Annotated in this window: 15 protein-coding genes; 6 read left to right on the top strand and 9 right to left on the bottom strand. The window is 64.3% G+C overall.

From position 1 onward, the window contains the following. Positions 1-35: 35 nt before the first annotated feature. The 8 genes from phaZ to RTW82_RS15365 all read right to left on the bottom strand — a co-directional run bounded on the left by phaZ (position 36) and on the right by RTW82_RS15365 (position 10,317). Entirely contained in the window at positions 36-893 is an 858-nt protein-coding gene (gene phaZ / locus RTW82_RS15400; protein WP_316925621.1) for a poly(3-hydroxyalkanoate) depolymerase, read from the bottom strand. 152 nt (positions 894-1,045) lie between these two features. Next, the gene (gene phaC / locus RTW82_RS15395; protein ID WP_316925620.1) at positions 1,046-2,725 is read right to left on the bottom strand and encodes a class II poly(R)-hydroxyalkanoic acid synthase; all 1,680 of its coding nucleotides are present in this window, start codon (positions 2,723-2,725) and stop codon (positions 1,046-1,048) included. 290 nt (positions 2,726-3,015) lie between these two features. Beyond that, entirely contained in the window at positions 3,016-3,387 is a 372-nt protein-coding gene (locus RTW82_RS15390; RefSeq protein WP_184489690.1) for a gamma-butyrobetaine hydroxylase-like domain-containing protein, read from the bottom strand. A 125-nt stretch (positions 3,388-3,512) separates the two neighbouring features. Next, positions 3,513-4,850, bottom strand: coding sequence for an ATP-dependent protease ATPase subunit HslU (gene hslU, locus RTW82_RS15385; RefSeq protein WP_316925619.1), 1,338 nt, complete (start codon positions 4,848-4,850; stop codon positions 3,513-3,515). Between the two features lie 26 nt (positions 4,851-4,876). Next, a complete protein-coding gene (gene hslV / locus RTW82_RS15380) occupies positions 4,877-5,407 on the bottom strand; it encodes an ATP-dependent protease subunit HslV (protein ID WP_031288432.1) in 531 nt (176 codons plus the stop codon). Positions 5,408-5,503: 96 nt separating this feature from the next. Beyond that, positions 5,504-6,205 (bottom strand): SPOR domain-containing protein, encoded by a 702-nt coding sequence (locus RTW82_RS15375; RefSeq protein ID WP_316925618.1) that lies wholly within the window; start codon positions 6,203-6,205, stop codon positions 5,504-5,506. 6 nt (positions 6,206-6,211) lie between these two features. Further along, the gene (gene argS, locus RTW82_RS15370) at positions 6,212-7,951 is read right to left on the bottom strand and encodes an arginine--tRNA ligase (RefSeq protein WP_316925617.1); all 1,740 of its coding nucleotides are present in this window, start codon (positions 7,949-7,951) and stop codon (positions 6,212-6,214) included. A 146-nt stretch (positions 7,952-8,097) separates the two neighbouring features. Next, a complete protein-coding gene (locus RTW82_RS15365; RefSeq protein WP_316925616.1) occupies positions 8,098-10,317 on the bottom strand; it encodes a primosomal protein N' in 2,220 nt (739 codons plus the stop codon). A gap of 162 nt (positions 10,318-10,479) precedes the next feature. Between RTW82_RS15365 and rpmE the strand changes: the two genes are divergently transcribed. From rpmE to RTW82_RS15350, 3 genes are all read left to right on the top strand, one after another. Continuing rightward, positions 10,480-10,692, top strand: a complete 213-nt coding sequence (gene rpmE / locus RTW82_RS15360) for a 50S ribosomal protein L31 (protein WP_003453200.1) — start codon at positions 10,480-10,482, stop codon at positions 10,690-10,692. Positions 10,693-10,888: 196 nt separating this feature from the next. After that, positions 10,889-12,343, top strand: a complete 1,455-nt coding sequence (locus tag RTW82_RS15355) for a M48 family metalloprotease (RefSeq protein ID WP_316925615.1) — start codon at positions 10,889-10,891, stop codon at positions 12,341-12,343. Positions 12,344-12,442: 99 nt separating this feature from the next. Continuing rightward, the gene (locus RTW82_RS15350) at positions 12,443-13,711 is read left to right on the top strand and encodes a malic enzyme-like NAD(P)-binding protein (RefSeq protein WP_271659255.1); all 1,269 of its coding nucleotides are present in this window, start codon (positions 12,443-12,445) and stop codon (positions 13,709-13,711) included. A 115-nt stretch (positions 13,712-13,826) separates the two neighbouring features. Here the strand turns inward: RTW82_RS15350 and RTW82_RS15345 are convergent, their stop codons facing one another. After that, complete coding sequence (locus tag RTW82_RS15345) at positions 13,827-16,247, bottom strand: penicillin-binding protein 1A (RefSeq protein WP_271661372.1); 2,421 nt, start codon at positions 16,245-16,247, stop codon at positions 13,827-13,829. Positions 16,248-16,431: 184 nt separating this feature from the next. On the opposite strand from RTW82_RS15345, the gene RTW82_RS15340 reads away from it, so the two are divergent. Genes RTW82_RS15340 through pilO form a run of 3 tightly spaced genes read left to right on the top strand, consistent with a single transcriptional unit; the run spans position 16,432 to position 18,688 of the window. Further along, positions 16,432-17,496, top strand: coding sequence for a pilus assembly protein PilM (locus RTW82_RS15340; RefSeq protein ID WP_316925614.1), 1,065 nt, complete (start codon positions 16,432-16,434; stop codon positions 17,494-17,496). Next, entirely contained in the window at positions 17,496-18,068 is a 573-nt protein-coding gene (locus RTW82_RS15335; RefSeq protein ID WP_043245820.1) for a PilN domain-containing protein, read from the top strand. Before RTW82_RS15340 ends, RTW82_RS15335 begins: the two co-directional genes overlap by 1 nt. After that, entirely contained in the window at positions 18,065-18,688 is a 624-nt protein-coding gene (gene pilO / locus RTW82_RS15330; protein ID WP_316925613.1) for a type 4a pilus biogenesis protein PilO, read from the top strand. Before RTW82_RS15335 ends, pilO begins: the two co-directional genes overlap by 4 nt. Positions 18,689-18,690 lie beyond the last annotated feature (2 nt).

Here is an 18,690-nt window from a genome sequence, read left to right as displayed (position 1 = left end):
CCATCATGGAGCGGAGGCACCGCCGCCTGCGGGCTTCAGGGATTGCGCAGTTGCATCGGCTGCGGGTGGATTACCGCGCGCTGACGCTCCTGGGCGAGGAACTTCATGATGATCGGCGCCACGGTTTCCGCCCGGGTCACGAGGAACAAGTGGCCGTCGTCGATGACATGGAGTTCCGAGTTGGGGATGCGCCAGGCGAGCATGCGCATGTTCACCAGCGGAATGATCGGGTCGTCGTCGCCGGCCAGGACCAGGGTGGGTTGGCGGATGCGGTGCAGCCAGTGGATGCTGGTCCAGCCGAGGCCGGCGAACAGCTGCCAGTAGTAGCCGAGCTTGCCGGAGGAGCGCACCTTGCTGGCGTGGGCCATGGCCAGGGTCGGGTCGCGGCGGAAGGCGCCACCGTAGATGTCCGGGGCGATGTGCACGCCATAGGACGGCTGGATGTAGCGCCGCGGGCTGGCCATGCGCCAGAGCACCTTGGGCTTGCCGGGCACCATGATCGCGCCGGCCGAGGTGGCGGCGAGGATCAGCTTCTTGCAGCGCTCGGGGTAGTCGTGGGCGAACTGCTGCGCCAGGGCGCCACCCCAGGACACGCCTATGGCGTTGACCTGGCCGTAGTTCAGATAGTCGAGCATGCGGGCGGCGAGCTTGGCCAGGCCGGGGAAGCGGTAGGGCTTGCTCGGCGTGGAGGACCCGCCGACACCGGGCACGTCGAAGGCGATCACCTCCTGGTCCGGGTCGAGCGCCTGGACGAAGGGGAACACCAGCTCGAGGTTGGCACCGATGCCGTTGAAGATGAGCAGCGGCGTCAGGTGTTCCTTGCCGGGCCTGACGGCGGTGCGGATGGTCTGGCCATCGAGGTCGATGGTGCGGAAGACGAAAGGTTGCGGCATGCGCGGGCCCCTATGGATTGAAACGACGGGAGGCACCCGCGAGGGGCCTCCCTGTAGCGCCAGGCCGAGCCTGGTTCAGGCCGCCGCCGGTATTGGCGGTGGGCCTGGCTGGCACGTCCGGGTGCCGGGGCAGCAATGCGCAATGCGCGCGATCAACGTTCGTGGACATAGGTCCCTGGCGAAGCCTCGCCGGCCGGGTAGGCCTTGTTGCCGAGGGTGAAGCTGGCTTTCTTGGTCTTGCCCGAGCGCTCCGCCAGCCAGGTTTGCCAGTACAGCCACCAGGAGTCGGCGTGCTTGGTGGCGTTTTCCTGCCACTCCTTCGGGTCCGCCGGCATCTCGCTGTTGGTGGAGAAGCGCGCCTTGGGGTTGCCCGGGGGGTTGAGGATGCTCTGGATGTGCCCGCTGTTGGACAGCACGAACTCGCATTTGCCGCCCAGCAGACGGGCGGAGCGGTAGCAGGCTTCCCAAGGGGTGATGTGGTCGGTGGTGCCGGCCACGCAAAAGAAGTCGCAGGTGACCTTCTTCAGGTCGATTGGGGTGCCGCAGACCTCCAGCCCGTCGGGGCGGGTCAGCGGGTTGGTCTTGAACATCTCCACCAACTCGCCGTGGAAGGCGGCGGGCAGGCGCGTGGTGTCGTTGTTCCAGTAGAGGATGTCGAACACCGGCGGCTCGTTGCCGAGCAGGTAGTTGTTCACCCAGTAGTTCCAGATCAGGTCGTTGGGGCGCATCCAGGCGAAGACCTTGGCCATGTCCTTGCCTTCCAGTACGCCGGACTGGTAGGAGCGGCGCTTGGCGGCCTCCAGGGTGGTTTCGTCGGCGAACAGCGCGACCTGGGTGTCCAGGTTGAAGTCGAGCACGCTGACCAACTGGGTGAAGGCGTTCACCTTGTGCTCGCCGATCGCCTGGTAGTGGCCCAGCAGGGCGACGGTGGTGATGCCGCCGGAGCAGGCACCGAGCATGTTGAGGTCCGTGGCGCCGGTGATCTTCAGCACCACCTCGATGGTTTCCTTGAGCGCCTCGATGTAGGTCGACAGACCCCATTCGCGCTGGGCCTTGGTCGGGTTGCGCCAGCTGACGATGAAGGTCTGGATGCCGTTGCGCAGGTTGAAGCGCGCCAGGCTCTTCTCCTGGGACAGGTCGAAGACGTAGAACTTGTTGATCTGCGGCGGCACCACCAGCAGCGGGCGCTCGTGCACCTGCTCGGTGATGGGCTTGTACTGGATCAGCTCCAGCACGTCATTGCGGAAGACCACGGCGCCTTCGGTGGTGGCGAGGTTCTTGCCGACCTCGAAGGCGTCCATGTTGACCTGGCTGGGCATGCCGCCGTTGTTGACCAGGTCCTTGGCCAGGTGCGAGAGGCCGTCGAGCAGGCTCTTGCCGCCGGTTTCGAAGAAGCGCTTCACCGCTGCCGGGTTGGCCATGGTGTTGGTGGGGGCCATGGCTTCGGTCATCAGGTTGATCACGAAGTGGCCGCGGCTGGTATCGGACGACGACAGGTCGCTGTGCTCGATCCACTGGTGCAGTTCCTTGCGCCAGGCGAGGTAGGTCTGCAGGTAGCGTTTGTAGAGGGGGTTCTGGCTCCAGGCCGGGTCCGCGAAGCGACGGTCGTCGGCTTCCGGCTGCAGGGCCGAGGAGCCGAGCAGGACGTTTTTAAGCTCGACCCCGAAATGGGCGACGTGCTTGGCACTGTGGAAGGGCTGCTTGATGGCCTGCAGCATGACCATGCGCGCGGAGGTCAGCAGATCCTTGCCGCGGATGCCGATCACCGGGTTCAGCCCGAGGGTATTCTCAGAGGCTTGGCGCTGCAGGTCTTCATTGTTCTTGTTGCTCATCTACGACGCTCCATTGTCCAGAGGCGGATACCGGGTTACTGCTGTACGGGACAGTTAAGCGTGCCTGGTACTGCTCGGGTTACCGGGGGTGCGAAGAGAACTTCGCCGATTTCTATGAACCTGTGGTTGCCAAATGCATGGAACCTGCCAGTTCTTGGTTACCCGAGTTTGTGGATTTGCGCAAGCTGGCCCTGGGTCGGGCGCGCGCCGGGGAGTATGTCGCGAGCTTCTAGAAAATGCGCTCTAACCTAGTGCGGCATGGCCAGAAAGGGGCTGGCCGGCGCACCGGGTCAGAGCATCAGGCGGACGACGCTTTCGTCGGGATCGCGGGAGCGCCCGGCGGCGGAAAGCTGCTGCAGGTAATCCTCCCAGAGGGCGTCCTGGCGGACGGCGAGCTCATGGAGGTAGTCCCAGGTGAACAGGCCGCTGTCGTGGCCGTCGTCGAAGGTCAGTTTCAGGGCATAGTTGCCCGCCGGTTCGACGCCGACGAGCGCGACCCGCGCCTTGCCGTACTGCAGGATCGGCTTGCCGTGGCCCTGCACCTCGGCCGAGGGCGAATGCACCCGCAGGAACTCCGCCGGCAGGCTGTAGCTCACCTCGCCATAGCCCAGCACCAGGGTGCGGGAGGCTTTATGCAATTCGATCGAAGTGGGGATGCGCATGGGTGTTAGTCCGAGTGTCAGCGGAGCTGGAAGCTGGAAGCTGGAAGCTGGAAGCCAGAAGCCAGAAGCCAGAAGCCAGAAGCGGCACCTCTCCGCTTCAGACTTCCAGCTTCAGGCTTTGAGCTTCAGAGAATATACCGCGACAGGTCTTCGTCCTTGGCCAGCTCGCCGAGGTGGCTGTTGACGTAGGCGGCGTCGATCAGGATCGGCTTCTCGTCGTGCTGGGCGGCCAGGTCGCCGGCGCTGAAGGAGACTTCCTCCAGCAGGCGCTCCAGCAGCGTGTGCAGGCGACGGGCACCGATGTTCTCGGTCTTCTCGTTGACCTGCCAGGCGATCTCGGCCAGGCGCTTGATGCCTTCCGGTGCGAACTCGATGTTCAGGCCTTCGGTCTTCAGCAGGGCGCTGTATTGCTCGGTGAGCGAGGCGTGCGGTTCGGTGAGGATGCGCTCGAAGTCTTCGGGCGACAGGGCCTTGAGCTCCACGCGGATCGGCAGACGGCCCTGCAGCTCCGGCACCAGGTCGCTGGGCTTGGACAGGTGGAAGGCGCCCGAGGCGATGAACAGGATGTGGTCGGTCTTGACCATGCCCAGCTTGGTGTTGACGGTGCAGCCCTCGATCAGCGGCAGCAGGTCGCGCTGCACGCCCTCGCGGGAGACATCGGCGCCGCCGACGTTGCCGCGCTTGGCGACCTTGTCGATCTCGTCGATGAAGACGATGCCGTTCTGCTCCACCGCCTCCAGGGCGCGGGCCTTGAGTTCCTCTTCGTTGACCAGGCGCGCGGCTTCCTCGTCGCGCACCAGCTTCAGCGCTTCCTTGACCTTGAGCTTGCGGCTCTTGCGCTTGCCCTTGCCCATGTTGGAGAACAGGTTCTGCAACTGGCTGGTCATCTCCTCCATGCCGGGCGGGGCCATGATTTCGACGCCGGCCGGGCTTTCGGCCACTTCGATGTCGATCTCCTTGTCGTCCAGCTGGCCTTCACGCAGGCGCTTGCGGAACAGCTGGCGGGTGTTGGAATCCTCGCGGGCGGGCTCGTCACCGAAGCCGCTGCGGGCCGGCGGCAGCAGGGCGTCGAGGATGCGATCCTCGGCGGCGTCCTCGGCGCGGAAGCGCACCTTGTGCATTTCCTGCTCGCGCATCATCTTCACGGCGGCGTCGGCCAGGTCGCGGATGATCGATTCGACGTCACGGCCCACGTAGCCCACTTCGGTGAACTTGGTGGCTTCGACCTTGAGGAAGGGCGCGTTGGCCAGCTTGGCCAGGCGACGGGCGATCTCGGTCTTGCCGACGCCGGTCGGGCCGATCATCAGGATGTTCTTCGGCGTCACCTCGGCGCGCAACTCGACCGGCAGCTGCATGCGCCGCCAGCGGTTGCGCAGGGCGATGGCCACGGCGCGCTTGGCGTCGTCCTGGCCGATGATGTGGCGGTTGAGTTCGTGGACGATCTCGCGGGGGGGCATGGACATGTACGAAAGCTCCGGTCTGGACGGCCTTACTCGGCGGCGTCCAGCTCCTCGATGGTGAGGTTCTGGTTGGTGAACACGCAGATGGAGCCGGCGATGTTCAGGGCGGTCTCGGTGATTTCGCGGGCGGACAGCTCGGTGCGCTGCAGCAGCGCGGTGGCCGCGGCCTGGGCGAAGCCGCCGCCGGAGCCCATGGCGATCAGGCCGTGCTCGGGTTCGACCACGTCGCCGTTGCCGGTGATGATCAGCGAGGCGTCCTTGTTGGCCACGGCGAGCATGGCTTCCAGGCGGCTGAGGGAGCGGTCGGTGCGCCAGTCCTTGGCCAGCTCGACGGCGGCGCGGACCAGGTGGCCCTGGTGTTTCTCCAACTGGCCTTCGAAGCGTTCGAACAGGGTGAAGGCGTCGGCGGTGGCACCGGCGAAGCCGGCCAGCACCTGGCCGTGGTAGAGACGCCGGACCTTCTTGGCGTTGCCCTTCATCACGGTGTTGCCGAGGGAAACCTGGCCGTCGCCGCCCATGACGACTTTGCCGTTGCGGCGGACTGAAACGATTGTGGTCAAGGGGAGAGTCTCCACGCAGCGGGGCGAATTGCCCGAATGGAAACCCAGATGGGGGAGGCGGCGCGGCTTTTCAACCGCGCGCCTGCGAATAGCCGATCAGCGTGCCTGTCGTTGTTGCAACAGGAGATTACCGAAGCCGCTGCCGGCCAGCTGTTTCTGTGCGCCAGCCAACTGCTCACGGGTGGCGAAGGGGCCGACCAGCACGCGGTACCAGGTCTCCTCGCGCACGGTGCCGGATTCCACCTGGACGTTCTGCCCCAGGAGGATGATCTGCGCGCGTACGCGGTCGGCGTCATCCTTCTTGCGGAAGGAGCCGGCCTGGAGGAAGAACTGGGTGACCGGCGCCTTGGCCACGGTGGGCGGGGGCGGCGGCACCTGCCCGGCCAGGGCGGCTTCGGCGCGGGCGGCGTCGATCTTCGCGGCTTCCTCGGGCGTCACCGGCTGGGTGGGCGTGGTCGGCGGCGTTTCCTTGGGCATGGCGTCCGGGGGCACTATGACTTCGGATTCCGGCAGCAGCGTGTAGAAGTCGTACTTGGGCTTGGTCGGCTCCGGCATCGCCTGGGGCTGTTGCTGGCCGCCCGCTTGCGGGCGCGGCGTCGGCTTGCCGTTCGCCGCCTGCTGCTGCTCGGGCTTGGTGCGACGGATGTCGTCGCGACCGGGCTCGAGCTTCATCAGCATGACCACGAAGCCGCCGATGACCAGGCCCATCGCCAGCCAGACCCAGCCCGGCACCGGCTTCTTCGGCGGTGCCTGGTAGCGGCTGGCTCCGCGCTTGGGTGCTGCTTTCTTCTTCGCCATAGTCCGTTACATGCGTTCCAGGGGTTGCAGGCCGAGCAGCTCCAGGCCCTGTTTGAGGGTGCGGCCGGTCAGCGCGGCGAGGCGCAGGCGGCTTTGCTGGGTGGCTGCTTCCTCGGCGGCGAGGATCGGGCAGTTCTCGTAGAAGCTGGAGAACAGGCCGGCCAGGTCGTAGAGGTAGGTGCAGAGGATGTGCGGTACACCCTTGGCGGCGACGTTGTTGAGGGTGTCGGCGAACTGCGCCAGCTTGCCGGCCAGGGCCTGCTCCTGTTCGGCGGCGAGGATGATCTGCCCGCCGATCTCGTCGATGCCCTTGCCCAGCTTGCGGAACACGCTGGCGGTACGGGTGTAGGCGTAGAGCAGGTAGGGCGCGGTGTTGCCCTCGAAGCTCAGCATCTGCTCGAAGTTGAAGCTGTAGTCGCTGGTGCGGTGTTTGGAGAGGTCGGCGTACTTCACGGCGCCGATGCCGACGGCCTGGCCGATCTGGCGCAGCTCGGCCTCGTTCAGCTCCGGGTTCTTTTCCTTGACCAGGGCGTAGGCGCGCTCTTCGGCTTCGTTGAGCAGGTCGATCAGCTTTACGGTGCCGCCGTCGCGGGTCTTGAAGGGCTTGCCGTCGGCGCCGTTCATGGTGCCGAAGCCCATGTGTTCCATTTCGAAGTCGGGGCGTACGAAGCCGGCCAGTCGCGCGGCGGCGAAGACCATCTGGAAGTGCAGGGCCTGGCGCTGGTCGACGAAGTACAGGGCGCGGTCGGCCTTGAGCACGCCGCTGCGGTAGCGGGTGGCGGCCAGGTCGGTGGTGGCGTAGAGGTAACCGCCGCCGGCCTTCTGCACGATCAGCGGCAGCGGGTCGCCTTCGGCGTTCTTGAACTCGTCCATGAACACGCAGAGGGCGCCGTCGCTCTCGGTGAGCAGGCCCTTGGCGCGCAGGTCGGCGACCACATTGGCCAGGTCGTCGTTGTAGGCGCTCTCGCCTTTGACGTCGGCCATGGTGAGCTTCACGCCCAGGCGGTCGTAGACGGCCTGGCAGTGGCTCAGGGAGATGTCGTTGAAGCGGTTCCACAGGCGCAGGCACTCGTCGTCGCCGGCCTGCAGCTTGACCACCAGCTCGCGGGCGCGATCGGCGAACTCGCTGGACTCGTCGAAGCGCTTCTTGGCGGCGCGGTAGAAGCCTTCCAGGTCGGCCAGTTCGGCGTCGCTGCCCACCGGCTGTTCCTGCATGAAGGCCAGCAGCATGCCGAACTGGGTGCCCCAGTCGCCCACGTGGTTCTGGCGGATCACCTCGTCGCCGAGGAACTCCAGCACGCGTGCCACGCCGTCACCGATGATGGTGGAACGCAGGTGGCCAACGTGCATCTCCTTGGCCAGGTTGGGGGCGGAGAGGTCGACGACCACGCGCTGGGCCGGGCCGGCCTTGCGTACATTCAGGTGGGCATCGGCCAGGGCGGCGTCCAGGCGCTGGGCCAGGGCCTGGGTGTTCTGGAAGAAGTTGAGGAAGCCGGGGCCGGCGATCTCCACCTTGCTTACCTGGTCGTCCTGGGGCAGGGCGGCGATGAGCTTTTCGGCCAGGTCGCGCGGCTTGAGGCCGGCCGGCTTGGCCAGCATCATGGCGATATTGCTGGCGAAGTCGCCGTGGGTCCTGTCCTTGGTGTTTTCCACCTGGATGGCCGGGCTGAGGCCCTCGGGCAGCACGCCTTCGCTGGCGAGACGGGTCAGGGCTTGCTGGATCAGCTGGCGAATGGTGTCTTTCATGTTCTGCTCTCGGCCGGTGTGCGGCGGCGCCTGGGCGCTGGTTGAAAACTGGGCATTATCGGTGCGCGGAGCCCGCAGCTTCAAGCGGCAAGCGCCAAGCCGCATGTGGGAAGCCCTTGGCGGCGGCCCTGGAACGCGACCTGCCGCTAGAAAAGATCGATCGGGTCGATATCCAGTGACCAGCGCACGCTGCGCCCGCCGGGCAACTGCTCCAGGGCCAGGCTCCAGGGCGTCAGCAGGCGGTGCAGGGTGGCGCGGGCGTTGGCCTGGACCAGCAACTGCGCACGGTGCTTGCCGGCACGGCGCTCCATGGGGGCGGGCACCGGGCCGAGCAACTCGATGCCGGACAGACCCTGTTCGGCGAGCAAATGTTCCGCTTCGGCGCAGGCGGCATCGAGAAATTCCTCGGCCTGCCCGGGCTTGTGCGCTTCGGCACGCAGCAGCGCCAGGTGGGCGAAGGGCGGCAGGCCGGCGGCACGACGCTCGGACAGGGCCTGCTCGGCGAAGGCGAAGTAGCCCTCCTCGGTGAGTTGCACCAGCAGCGGGTGGTCGGCGAGGTGGGTCTGGATGATCACCCGGCCCGGTTCTTCCGCACGCCCGGCACGGCCGGCCACCTGGACGATGAGCTGGGCCATGCGCTCGCTGGCGCGGAAGTCGGCGGAGAACAGCCCGCCGTCGGCATCGAGGATCGCCACCAGGGTGACGCGGGGGAAGTGGTGCCCCTTGGCGAGCATCTGGGTGCCCACGAGGATGCAGGGTTCGCCCTTGTTGATGGTGGCGAAGAGTTTGTTCATGGCGTCCTTGCGCGCGGTGCTGTCGCGGTCGATGCGCAGCACGGGGACGTTCGGGAATAGGATGTTCAGGCGCTCTTCCGCCCGCTCGGTGCCGGCGCCGACGGGGCGCAGGTCGACCTTGGCGCAGTCCGGGCAGGCGCGGGGCTGGCGCTGGGTGTGGCCGCAGTGGTGGCAGCGCAGTTCGCCGGAGCGCTGGTGCAGGGTCATCCGGGCATCGCAACGCGGGCATTGGCTGATCCAGCCGCAGTCATGGCACAGCAGGGTCGGGGCGAAGCCGCGGCGGTTGAGGAACACCAGCACCTGCTGGCCGGCCTTGAGGGTCTGCTCGATAGCCTGCTGCAGCGGCCCAGAGAGGCCCGAGTCCAGCGGCCGGCTCTTGATGTCCAGGCGCAGGAAGCGCGGCTGGCGGGCGCCGCCGGCGCGCTGGGTCAGGCGCAGCAGGCCGTAGCGGCCGGCGTGGGCGTTCTGCAGGCTTTCCAGGGAAGGCGTGGCGGAGCCGAGGAGGATGGGGATGTTGTCCTGGCGTGCGCGTACCAGGGCCAGGTCGCGGGCGTGGTAGCGCAGGCCTTCCTGTTGCTTGTAGGAGGCGTCGTGCTCCTCGTCGATGATGATCAGGCCGGGGTTCTTCATCGGCGTGAACAGTGCCGAGCGGGTGCCGATGATGATGTCGGCCTCGCCGTCGCGAGCGGCCAGCCAGGCATCGAGGCGCTCGCGGTCGTTGACCGCCGAATGCAGCAGGGCGATGCGTGCGTTGAAGCGGCGGGAGAAGCGCTCCAGCGTTTGCGGGCCGAGGTTGATCTCGGGGATCAGCACCAGTGCCTGCTTGCCGGCAGCGAGGGTCTCGCGGATCAGCTGCAGGTAGACCTCGGTCTTGCCGCTGCCGGTGACGCCGGCGAGGAGAAAAGCATTGAACTGGCCGAAGGTGGAATACACGGCGTCGTAGGCGGCGCGCTGTTCGGCGTTGAGCGGCAGCTCGGCCTGGGCCAGCCAGTGCTCGTGGCGCGGCGCGGCTGTGCTGCGGCGTGTCTCGATGTAGACCAGGCCCTTTTCCTGCAGCAGGTCGAGGCTGTCCTTGTTCAGTTGCAATTGGCCAAGCAACTGGTGGGCGACGCCATGGGGGTGCTGGGCGAGGGTGGTCAATGCCTGTCGCTGGCGCGGTGCGCGGGCCAGGCGCGGGTCGTCGGCGCGGGCGCCTTCGCTGACATGCCAGAAGCGCTCCTGGCGCGCTTCGGCCGGCTCGCCCTGGCGCAGCAGCACGGGCAGGGCCCAGCTGAGGGTGTCGCCGAGGCTGTGCTGGTAGTACTGGGCGGTCCACAGGCAGAGCTTGAACAGCTCGGCGGGCAGCGGCGGTTTCTGGTCGAGCAGTTCCAGGGCCGGGCGCAGTTTGTCTTCGGGGACATCGCTGTGCTCGGCCACTTCCACCAGGACGCCGATTACCTCGCGACGGCCGAAGGGCACGCGCAGGCGCACGCCGGGCTGCAACTGCCGGGCCGATACGCCAGCGGGCGCGCGGTAGTCGAACAGGCGGCGCAGGGGCGAGGGCAGGGCAAGGCGCAGGATGGCGTTGGGCACGGGGGTCTCCGAATGGGCGCGGCGATCCTAGCACGGCCGCACGTCGCCAGGCGTGGCGGCCGACTTGCGTGATGGCGAAGCTCTGGTATCATCTCGCGCCTGTTTCCGTGCGGTGCTCGACATAGGGTCGGGTGGCGGCACGCCAGACCTGAGGATCAAGCCATGAAACCGGAAATCCATCCCGAATACGTAGCGATCGAAGCTACCTGCAGCTGCGGTAACGTCATCAAGACCCGCTCTACCCTGGGCAAGAACATCAGCCTCGACGTTTGCTCCGAGTGCCACCCGTTCTACACCGGTAAGCAGAAAGTCCTGGACACCGGCGGCCGTATCGATCGCTTCAAGCAGCGTTTCGGTGTATTCGGCGCCAAATAAGCGACCGAATAGCCGGGAAGGCTTCGATGAAACCTTCCAGCTGTACAGAGAAAGGCGCCCGATGGGCGCCTTTTTCGTTTCCGGTGTTCGCCCGCCCCTGCGCAAGGGCGGTGATTGACCGGCCCCCGGCTGCAGCGTAAAAACCGCATAGCCCCGCAGGACGCAGTGGTTGCGCGAGCGGTCGCCGAGGTGATCCATGCCCGCTTTGCCTATTCTGCTGCTCTGCCTGCTGCTCTCCCTCCTCACCGGCTGCGCCGTCAACCCGGCCACCGGTGAGCGCAACTTCGTGATGATGAGCGAAAGCCAGGAACTCGACCTCGGCAGCCGCTACAACCAGCAGATCCAGAAGGAATACCCGCGCTACGCCGATGATCGGCTGCAGGCTTATGTGCAGCGGGTGGGCGAGCGCGTGGCGAAGCACAGCCATCGCGCCAACCTCAATTACATCTTCACCGTGGTCGACTCGCCGGACATCAACGCCTTCGCCCTGCCGGGCGGCTACATCTATATACATCGCGGCCTGATGGCCTACCTGAACTCCGAGGCGGAGCTGGCGGCGGTGCTGGCCCACGAGGTGGGCCACGTCACGGCGCGCCATAGCGTGCAGCAGCAGAGCCAGTCCCAGGCCTGGAACATCCTTGGCCAGGCGGTGGCCATCGGCACCGGCGTCAGTGCTGCGGGCGACCTGACCAATGTGCTGGGCGGCGCGATGGTCCGGGGGTACGGCCGTGACATGGAGTTGCAGGCCGATGGCCTCGGCGCACAGTACCTGGCCCGCAGCGGCTACGACCCCCAGGCGATGATCGAGGTGGTCAAGGTGCTGAAGAATCAGGAGGCGTTCGCCCGCGACGAGGCCAAGCGCAAGGGGCAGGAAGTACCCGAGTCGGGCAGCTACCACGGCGTTTTCGATACCCACCCGGATAACGACACGCGCCTGCAGCAGGTGGTCGGGCCGGCTCGCGCCTTGGCCGGTGGGCAGCAGGAGGTGAATCGTGATGCCTACCTGAAGGCCATCGAGGGCTTGCCCTTCGGTGACTCCGCCGAGTCGGGCATCCAGCGCGGGCAGCAGTTCTATCACGTCGGCCTGGATTTCGCGCTGCGCTACCCGGATGGCTGGGGGCTGATCAACAGGTCTGATGCGCTGATCGGTCACACCGCTGACCAGCAGGCCTTCATCGCCATGCAGTTGGCGGAGCGCACCCCGGGGCTGACGCCTGCGGAGTTGCTGCACAAACGCGCGGGCCGCCAGCGCCTGGTGATGGAGGAGACCTTCAGCAAGGATGGCGTGATAGGCGTGACGGCGGTGATTCCCGGCGATTCCGCCCGACGTGTGGCTGTCGTCTTCAAAGGGGATCAGGCGTATCTCTTTATCGCTGGGATGAGAGGAAGGGCCTCCCTGGAAACGGAGGATGCGAACTTCCTTTCCGTCATCCACAGCTTCCGCTCGCTCAAGCCCGAAGAGAAGAACCTGGCCCAGCCCCTGCGGCTGCATCTGGTGCAGGTGAAGGCCGGTGAAACCATCAGGAGCATGGCTCGCGGCGCTGGTTTGCCGGGGGATCCCGTCGAGCTGGAAAATCGTATCCGATTGATGAATAATTTGTATCCAATCGGTGAGCCGAAAGCGGGGGATTGGCTTAAAGTCGTACGTTAGAGGGCTTGACGCAGCGTGACTGAACAGTCTTGTCGCCCCCCGGTATCTTGCGTATCCTCGCCCGTCCGTCTGTCACAACAGTAAAAGCGGAATGCCAAAATGTCTGATCTGAAAACTGCCGCTCTCGAGTACCACGCCCAGCCCCGTCCCGGGAAACTCAGCGTCGAGCTGACCAAGCCGACCGCCACCGCCCGCGACCTGTCGCTGGCCTACAGCCCGGGTGTGGCCGAGCCCGTCCGCGAGATCGCCCGCGATCCGGAGCTGGCCTTCAAGTACACCGGCAAGGGCAACCTGGTGGCAGTTATCTCCGACGGCACCGCGATCCTCGGCCTGGGCAACCTCGGCCCGCTGGCCTCCAAGCCGGTCATGGAAGGTAAAGGCGTGCTGTTCAAGCGCTTCGCCGGTGTCGATGTGTTCGACATCGAAGTCGACGCCGAGAGCCCCCAGGCCTTCATCGACACCGTCAAGCGCATCTCCATCACCTTCGGCGGCATCAACCTCGAAGACATCAAGGCGCCCGAGTGCTTCGAGATCGAGCGCACCCTGATCGAGCAGTGCGACATCCCGGTCTTCCACGATGACCAGCACGGCACCGCGATCGTGACCGCTGCCGGCATGCTCAACGCCCTGGAAATCGCCGGCAAGAGCCTGCCGGAAGCCAAGATCGTCTGCCTCGGCGCGGGCGCTGCAGCCATCTCCTGCATGAAGCTGCTGGTGAGCATGGGTGCCAAGGTCGAAAACATCTTCATGATCGACCGCAAGGGCGTGATCCATGCCAGCCGCGACGATCTGAACCAGTACAAGGCGGTCTTCGCCCATGAAACACCCAAGCGCACCCTCTCGGACGCGCTGGAAGGTGCGGATGTGTTCGTCGGCCTGTCGGGTGCCAACCTGCTGAGCGCCGAAGACCTCAAGCGCATGGCGCCGAACCCGATCGTCTTCGCCTGCTCCAACCCGGATCCGGAGATCCAGCCGGAGCTGGCCCACGCGACCCGTAACGATGTGATCATGGCGACCGGTCGTTCCGACTACCCGAACCAGGTCAACAACGTGTTGGGCTTCCCCTTCATCTTCCGTGGTGCCCTGGACGTTCGCGCCACCCGCATCAACGAAGAGATGAAGATCGCCGCCGCACTGGCCCTGCGTGACCTGGCCAAGCTGCCGGTGCCCAAGGATGTGTGTGATGCCTACGGCGTGGACTCCCTGGAGTTCGGCCGTGAGTACATCATTCCGAAACCCATGGACAAGCGCCTGATCACCATCGTTTCCGATGCCGTGGCCAAGGCTGCCATCGAGTCCGGCGTGGCGACCCTGCCCTACCCGAAACACTATCCGCTGAAGTCGGTGGATGACGTGTTCAACGGTTGATCCGTCAGTCGATGAAAAAACCCGCCTCACGGCGGGTTTTTTATTGGCTGCTATTTCGTTCTGGGGTGAAGCAAAAAGCCCGTCATGGAGGCGGGCTCTTGGTTGACACTCGTGATCAGAACAGATCGATGGGTGCTGCTTCGTCTGCGGGTAGTGGACTGCCCGGGGCGCTCATGCCTGGGTCGAACTCGCTCATCGGCGGCGGTGAGTCCTCGCTCTTGAACAGTTCGAAGAAGGCGTTGGGTGCACCTGGCGCGGCGGCGCGGCCGCTCAGGGGGTCGATGCGCAGGGTGAGTATGCCTTCGGGCTCGGGCAGCACGTGCTCCGGTTTGTCCTTCAGGGCCGCGCTCATGTAGGTCATCCAGATGGGCAGGGCAACGGTGCCGCCGTACTCGTGGCGACCGAGGCTTTCCGGTTGGTCGAAGCCGACCCAGACGGTGGTGACGTAATCGGCGTTGTAGCCGGAGAACCAGCTGTCCTTGGATTCGTTGGTGGTGCCGGTCTTGCCGGCGATGTCGCCACGACCCATGGATAGTGCGCGTCTGCCGGTGCCGCGCTTGATCACGTCCTGCAGCATGCTGTTGAGGATGTAGGTGGTGCGCGCGTCGACGATGCGCTCGGCTACCGCCGGCTCCTGATGCTCGACGCTGGGTAGGCGGCTGTCTGGTGCGGCGACCGTCTGGGCGACCTCGGTATCCGGCGCGTCGTCTTTCGGCACGGAAGGCGGGTTGGCGGTGAAGATCACCTTGCCGTCCCGGCTTTCGATGCGATCGATCAGGTAGGGCTGGATCTTGTAACCGCCGTTGGCGAAGGTGCTCCAGCCGCTGGCGATCTCCATGGGCGTCAGCGTGGCGGTGCCCAGGGCCAGGGACAGGTTGCGGGGCAGTTCCTGTTTGTTGAAGCCGAAGCGGCTGATGTAGTTCAGCGCGTATTCGATGCCCACGGCTTGCAACAGGCGGATCGATACCAGGTTGCGTGACTTGTAGAGCGCCTCGCGCAGGCGGATCGGGCCGAGGAAGGTGTTGTTGTCGTTCTTCGGGCGCCAGACCTTGTCCAGGTACTCGTCGACGAAGACGATGGGGGCGTCGTTGACCAGGCTGGCGGCGGTGAAGCCGTTGTCCAGGGCGGCGCTGTAGAGGAACGGCTTGAAGCTCGAGCCGGGCTGGCGCTTGGCCTGGACCGCGCGGTTGTAGTTGCTCTGCTCGAAGGAGAAGCCACCGACCAGGGAGCGGATTGCGCCGTTCTGCGGATCCAGGGATACCAGTGCGCTTTGGGCTGCCGGCTGCTGGACGAAAAGCAGGTTGCCATCGGCCTGGCGCTGGACGCGGATCAGGTCACCGACCTGGGCGACATCGGCCGGTTGCTGGGGGCGTGGGCCGAGGCTGTTGGTGTTGAGGAAGGGGCGGGCCCATTTCATGCTGTCCCAGCCGACGGTTTCTTCCTTGCCGCCACGGGTGAGCACGAGGAGGCCGCTTTTCTCCACCTGGGTGACGATCGCCGGCTCCAGGCCGCCAATGGTTCGCTGCTTGGCCAGTTCCTGTGTCCAGCTTTCGCGGGTCATGCCGGGGAAGCGTGATTCCGGGCCACGATAGCCGTGGCGCTGGTCGTATTCCATCAGCCCGCCGCGCAGTGCGTTGTTGGCCGCTTCCTGCAGGTCGCTCGGCACTGTGGTGGTGACGCGGAAGCCTTCGGTATAAGCCTCGCTGCCGAAGCGGCCGACCATCTCGGCGCGGGCCATTTCGGCAACATAGGGCGCGTTCACTTCCGGCGTCGGTACGTGGTAGCTGGCGTCGATCGGCTCTGCTATCGCCTGGTCGTAGCGTGCCTGGTCGATGCGGCCGAGCTTGAGCATGCGGCCAAGGATCCAGTCGCGGCGCTCCTTGCTGCGTGCAGGGTTGACGAGCGGGTTGAAGCGCGAGGGGGCCTTGGGCAGGCCGGCGATCATCGCCATCTGCGCCAGGCTGACATCACGGATCGATTTGCCGTAGTACACCTGGGCGGCAGCTTCGATACCGTAGGCGCGGTTGCCGAGGTAGATCTTGTTTACGTAGAGCTCGAGGATTTCATCCTTGCTGAGCTCCCGTTCTATCTGCAGGGCGAGAAGTATTTCATTGATCTTTCTGGAGAAACTTCTCTCGCTGGTGAGGAAATAGTTCTTCGCCACCTGCATGGTGATGGTGCTGCCGCCGCTCTGGATATGACCACTTTTCAATAATTGCGTGGCAGCGCGCACCAGGCTGGTGAGGTCGACGCCATAATGGTTGGCGAAGTTGTCATCCTCGGCAGCCAACAATGCCTGGATGAATTCCGGTGGTATGTCCGCGAAGCGGATGGGCGCACGGCGCATCTCGCCGAATTCGGCGATCAGCTTGCCGTCGCTGCTGTACACGCGCAGCGGGATCTGCAGCTGGATGCTGCGTAGGGAATCGACAGAAGGAAGAGTCGGGCTAAGGTAGAGGTAAGCGCCGCTGAAACTGAGCAACAGCCCACAAAAAACGGCGACGCAGGACCACCAGAAAAACTTCAGCAGGCGTATCAAGGCTCTTGGATTTCCAGATAAAAGAATGAGTTAAGCGGAAGCAGATCTTAAAAGGGAAAAACTGTTCACATTATAAGCGTTTTTTTTCCTGGGTCGCCATTTGCGCTTCTGTCAAGACTGTTATTTAATGTGGAAAAACATAAATCGTCCGTAAGTCTCGGATGCTGATAGGAAATCGGTCGTGCTAGGGCTCTTCAACAAGAAAGCGAATACGCTGCTGGGGATCGACATAAGCTCGACCTCAGTCAAGCTCCTTGAATTGAGTCGCTCGGGAAGCCGCTACAAGGTAGAGGCCTACGCCGTCGAGCCGCTCCCACCGAATGCTGTGGTCGAAAAGAACATCGCCGAACTGGAGGGGGTCGGCCAGGCGTTGTCTCGTGTTCTGAGCAAGGCGAAATCCAGCTCCAAGTCCGTGGCTGTTGCCGTGGCGGGCTCCGCTGTAATCACCAAGACCATCGAGATGGATGCCGGTCTTTCCGACGACGAGTTGGAAAACCAGCTGAAGATCGAGGCGGACCAGTACATCCCTTACCCGCTCGAAGAAGTCGCCATCGACTTCGAGGTGCAGGGTGTGTCTTCGCGCAACTCCGAGCGGGTCGATGTGCTCCTTGCGGCATGCCGCAAGGAGAACGTCGAAGTCCGTGAGGCGGCGCTGGCACTGGCAGGTCTGACCGCCAAGGTCGTCGATGTCGAAGCCTATGCACTGGAGCGCGCCTATGGGCTGCTCGCTGCGCAGCTGGGCAGCGGCCATGACGAGCTGACCGTTGCAGTGGTGGATATCGGCGCGACCATGACGACGCTGAGCGTTCTGCACAACGGGCGGACCATCTATAGCCGCGAGCAGCTTTTTGGCGGGCGTCAGCTCACCGAGGAGATTCAGCGCCGCTATGGCCTGTCCGTGGAAGAAGCCGGTCTTGCCAAGAAGCAGGGCGGTCTTCCGGATGACTACGACAGCGAAGTGTTGCAGCCGTTCAAGGATGCAGTGGTCCAGCAGGTGTCTCGCTCGCTGCAGTTCTTCTTCGCTGCGGGTCAGTTCAACGATGTCGACTACATCCTCCTGGCGGGCGGTACTGCGTCCATTCCTGATCTGGATCGGCTGATCCAGCAGAAGATCGGCACTCCTACCCAGGTTGCCAACCCCTTCGCGGAGATGGCGCTGAGCGGCAAGGTCAATGCGGGTGCATTGGCCAGTGATGCCCCGGCGCTGATGATTGCCTGCGGACTGGCGATGAGGAGTTTCGACTGATGGCACGCATCAACCTACTTCCCTGGCGGGAGCAGCTACGCGAGGAGCGCAAGCAGCGCTTTCTCGTGGCCCTGGCGGGTGTGCTGGTGGTTTCGGCTGGCCTGGTGTTCCTTGGCGATCAGTACCTGAACGCCGAGATCGAGAACCAGCAGGCGCGTAACGAGTTCGTGCGCAAGGAAATCGCCGTGCTGGATACGCGGATCAAGGAGATCAGCGAACTCAAGACCCGTCGTCAGCAACTGCTTGAACGGATGAAGATCATTCAGGACCTGCAGGGCAACCGCCCCATTATCGGTCGAGTGTTCGATCAGTTGGTTCGCACACTGCCGGATGGTGTTTATTTCAGCGGCGTGACGATGAAAGGGCAGAGTATTGCGATTGTCGGTGCGGCCGAATCCAACAACAGGGTTTCGAACCTGATGCGTAATCTCGATGCCTCCGAGTGGCTGACAGCGCCGAACCTGACTGAGGTGAAGGCAATAACTGCCGGCGCTGTCGATCAGGCGAATATCTTCCAGTTGACTGTGCAGCAGACCCAGCCTGCTGTCGATGCAGAAGGAGTCAAGAAATGAGCTTGGCTGACTCCCTAGAAAGCTTGCGCAAGGTCGACCTGAACGATCTTGACTTCAATAACGTTGGCTCTTGGCCGGCTGCTGTCAAGGCAATAGCCTGTGTGCTGTTGATGGCTGCCATTCTCGCTCTAGGTTACAACTTCCACCTCAAGGATCTTGAGGTGCAACTCGACCAACAAAGAGCTGAAGAATTGGCGCTTAAGGAACAATTCTCCACCAAAGCATTCCAGGCAGCGAATCTGGAGGCCTATAAAGACCAGATGAAGGAAATGGAAACTTCCTTCGGGGCTCTTCTTCGCCAGCTGCCAAGCGATACCGAAGTGCCTGGCCTGTTGGAGGACATTACTCGAACCGGGCTGGGAAGTGGTCTTGAGTTCGAAGAGATCAAATTACTTCCTGAGGCAGCCCAGCAGTTCTACATCGAACTGCCAATTCAGATCTCCGTAGTGGGTAGTTACCACGACCTGGCAACTTTCGTCAGCGGTGTTGCCAGCCTGCCGCGTATCGTTACGTTGCATGATTTCACCATTGCGCCAGCGGGTGCTGACAGCACTTCCAAGCTGCGTATGAGTATCTTGGCTAAGACCTATCGCTATAACGACAAGGGGCTGCAGAAATGAAT

Source organism: Pseudomonas sp. zfem005, assembly GCF_032621735.1.
Classification (GTDB): domain Bacteria; phylum Pseudomonadota; class Gammaproteobacteria; order Pseudomonadales; family Pseudomonadaceae; genus Metapseudomonas; species Metapseudomonas solani.
Note: the sequence above shows the minus strand (reverse complement) of the source record. Positions and strands in the feature narration are given on the sequence as shown.

Excerpts from the sequence above, each read along its gene's own strand:
- phaZ (WP_316925621.1), bottom strand. The coding sequence starts at position 893 with ATGCCGCAACCTTTCGTCTTCCGCACCATCGACCTCGATGGCCAGACC.
- phaC (WP_316925620.1), bottom strand. The coding sequence starts at position 2,725 with ATGAGCAACAAGAACAATGAAGACCTGCAGCGCCAAGCCTCTGAGAAT.
- RTW82_RS15390 (WP_184489690.1), bottom strand. The coding sequence starts at position 3,387 with ATGCGCATCCCCACTTCGATCGAATTGCATAAAGCCTCCCGCACCCTG.
- hslU (WP_316925619.1), bottom strand. The coding sequence starts at position 4,850 with ATGTCCATGCCCCCCCGCGAGATCGTCCACGAACTCAACCGCCACATC.
- RTW82_RS15375 (WP_316925618.1), bottom strand. The coding sequence starts at position 6,205 with ATGGCGAAGAAGAAAGCAGCACCCAAGCGCGGAGCCAGCCGCTACCAG.
- argS (WP_316925617.1), bottom strand. The coding sequence starts at position 7,951 with ATGAAAGACACCATTCGCCAGCTGATCCAGCAAGCCCTGACCCGTCTC.
- rpmE (WP_003453200.1), top strand. The coding sequence starts at position 10,480 with ATGAAACCGGAAATCCATCCCGAATACGTAGCGATCGAAGCTACCTGC.
- RTW82_RS15355 (WP_316925615.1), top strand. The coding sequence starts at position 10,889 with ATGCCCGCTTTGCCTATTCTGCTGCTCTGCCTGCTGCTCTCCCTCCTC.
- RTW82_RS15350 (WP_271659255.1), top strand. The coding sequence starts at position 12,443 with ATGTCTGATCTGAAAACTGCCGCTCTCGAGTACCACGCCCAGCCCCGT.
- RTW82_RS15335 (WP_043245820.1), top strand. The coding sequence starts at position 17,496 with ATGGCACGCATCAACCTACTTCCCTGGCGGGAGCAGCTACGCGAGGAG.
- pilO (WP_316925613.1), top strand. The coding sequence starts at position 18,065 with ATGAGCTTGGCTGACTCCCTAGAAAGCTTGCGCAAGGTCGACCTGAAC.